The following is a 2,663-nucleotide window of genomic DNA, read 5'->3' on the forward strand; positions in this document are numbered from 1 at the left end:
GCCAAGGAGGGCGCCCGCGCCTTCGCGGAGAAACGCCCGCCCGTCTACCGCCGCGCCGGCCCCGGGGCGGGGTCAGGCGCGGCGGTAGACGGGCGGGCGTTTCTCCGCGAAGGCGCGGGCGCCCTCCTTGGCGTCGGCGGTGTCGAAGACCGGCCAGCCCCGGGCCAGTTCGGCGGCGAGTCCGTCGGTCTCGGTCAGCTCGGCGGTCTCGTAGACGGAGGCCTTGACGGCCTCGACGGCCAGCGGCCCGCAGGCGTTGATCTGCCCGGCGATCTCCAGCGCCTTGTCGAGTGCGGTGCCGTCGGGGACCACGTGGCCGACCAGGCCCACGGCGGCGGCCTCGGCGGCGCTGTAGGGGCGGCCGGTGAGCAGCATCTCCAGGGCGTGGGTGCGCGGGATCTGGCGCGGGAGGCGGACCGTGGAGCCGCCGATGGGGAACAGGCCGCGCTTGACCTCGAACAGACCGAAGGTGGCGCTCTCGGCGGCGACCCGGATGTCGGTGCCCTGGAGGATCTCGGTGCCGCCCGCCACGCAGTAGCCCTCGACGGCGGCGATGACGGGCTTGCGCGGCCGGTGGTGGCGCAGCATGGCCTTCCAGTGCAGGTCCGGGTCGGCGGTGAGGCGGTCGCGGTAGTGGTCGCCCGCCATGCCCTTGCCGGCGAGGGCCTTGAGGTCCATGCCGGCGCAGAAGTCGCCGCCGGCGCCGGTGAGCACGACGGAGCGGATCTCGTCGTCCGCGTCGGCCTCCAGCCAGCCGTCGTGGAGCCCGACCAGCAGGGGCAGCGAGAGCGCGTTCTTCGCCTCGGGCCTGTTCATGGTGAGCACCAGCGTGGCGCCGTGGCGCTCCACGGTGAGGTGTTCGGTCCCACCCATTGCCGTCCTCCCGTCTCAAGACCTAGAACAGGTTGCAGGAGGGGGCGGAGCAGTTCAAGGGTTTTCTGACACACAGTCAGTTTTCTTCTCCGGCGCCCTTCCCTGTTGTGCGGAGCGGCGCTCTAATGACCGCCATCGGATGCCCGGGGTCAGGAGGAACGGTGGAGTACAACCTTGCCGACCTGTTCGAATCGGTCGTCGACGTGGTCCCCGAGCGCGAGGCGCTCGTCCACCTCGACCACCCCGGCAGCGGGGCCGAGCGCAGGCTGACGTACGGGGAGCTCGACGCCGCCGCCAACCGGATCGCCCACCACCTGCTGGCCCGCGGACTGCGTTCCGGCGAGCACGTGGGGCTGCACCTCTACAACGGCATCGAGTACGTCCAGACGGTGCTGGCCTGCCTCAAGGCCCGGCTGGTCCCCGTCAACGTCAACTACCGCTACGTGGAGGAGGAACTGGTCTACCTCTACCGCGACGCGGATCTCGCGGCGCTGGTCTTCGACGGGGAGTTCACCGCACGGGTGGCGGTCGCGGCGCCGCAGGCGCGCACCCTGCGGCACCTGGTCCGGGTGGGCGACGTACCCGGGGACGCGCCGCCGCTCCCGGGCGTGGTGGAGTTCGCGGACGCGGAGGCGGGCGGATCGCCCGTGCGCGACTTCGGGCCGCGGTCGCCGAGCGACCTCTTCATCATCTACACCGGTGGCACCACGGGCATGCCCAAGGGGGTGATGTGGCGCCAGGAGGACCTGTTCTTCGCCGGGCTGTTCGGCGGCGCGCCCTCGGGCGAGCCGGTGAAGCGGCCCGAGGAGCTGGCCGAGCGGGTCGCCGCGGGCGGCGCCGGGCTCACCTTCTTCCCCACTCCCCCGCTGATGCACGGCACCTCCACGCTGACGACGTTCGTCGCCTTCCACTACGGCCAGCGGGTGGTGCTGCACCGCAAGTACGTGCCCGAGGAGGTGCTGCGCACCATCGAGAAGGAGAAGGTCACCAGCGTCTCCCTGGTGGGCGACGCCATGCTGCGGCCGCTGGTCGACGCCCTGCACGGGCCGCTGCGCGGCACCGACCTGTCCTCGCTGATCAGCCTGTCCTCGTCGGGGGCGATCATGTCGGACACGGTGCGCGACGCGTTCCGGGCGCTCGCGCCGAACGTGCTGATGCTGAACAACTTCGGCTCCTCGGAGTCCGGTTCCAACGGCCGCGCGACGGACGACTCCGGCCCGGAGAAGGGTTTCCGGCTGATGGTCAACGACCGCACCCAGGTCATCGACCCGGCCACGCACGAACCGGTCGCGGTGGGCGAGCCCGGACGCCTGGCCCAGCGCGGCCACGTGCCGCTCGGCTACTACAACGACCCGGTGAAGACCGCCGAGACCTTCTTCCAGCGGGGCGACGAGCGGTGGGTGCTGCTCGGGGACATGGCCACGGTGGACGAGGACGGCATCGTCACCGTGCTGGGGCGCGGCTCGCAGTGCATCAACACGGGCGGGGAGAAGGTGTACCCGGAGGAGGTCGAGCTGGCCCTGAAGGCCCACCCCGACGTGTACGACGTCCTGGTCGCGGGGGTACCGGACGCCACGTGGGGCAACCACGTGGCGGCCGTGATCCAGCTCCGCCCGGGCGCACCCGCCCCCACCCTGGCCCAGATCCAGACCCACTGCCGCACCCGCCTGGCCGGCTACAAGATCCCCCGCCAACTGGTCCTGACCCCGACGATCCAACGCTCCCCGAGCGGCAAGGCGGACTACCGCTGGGCCAAGGCCGTCGCGGCGGAGGCGGCGGGGACCGCCGCC

The 2,663-nt window shown here is 72.1% G+C and carries 2 protein-coding genes; one reads left to right on the forward strand and one right to left on the reverse strand.

Translation table 11 applies throughout. From position 1 onward, the window contains the following. Window positions 1-72 precede the first annotated feature (72 nt). Window positions 73-873 (reverse strand): crotonase/enoyl-CoA hydratase family protein, encoded by an 801-nt coding sequence (locus EF918_RS34535; RefSeq protein ID WP_125652816.1) that lies wholly within the window; start codon window positions 871-873, stop codon window positions 73-75. A gap of 161 nt (window positions 874-1,034) precedes the next feature. On the opposite strand from EF918_RS34535, the gene EF918_RS34540 reads away from it, so the two are divergent. Then, window positions 1,035-2,663 (forward strand): acyl-CoA synthetase (locus EF918_RS34540; protein WP_148141328.1); only part of this gene is annotated, 1,629 nt, incomplete at its 3' end.

This window comes from Streptomyces sp. WAC06614 (assembly GCF_003949795.1).
Classification (GTDB): domain Bacteria; phylum Actinomycetota; class Actinomycetes; order Streptomycetales; family Streptomycetaceae; genus Streptomyces.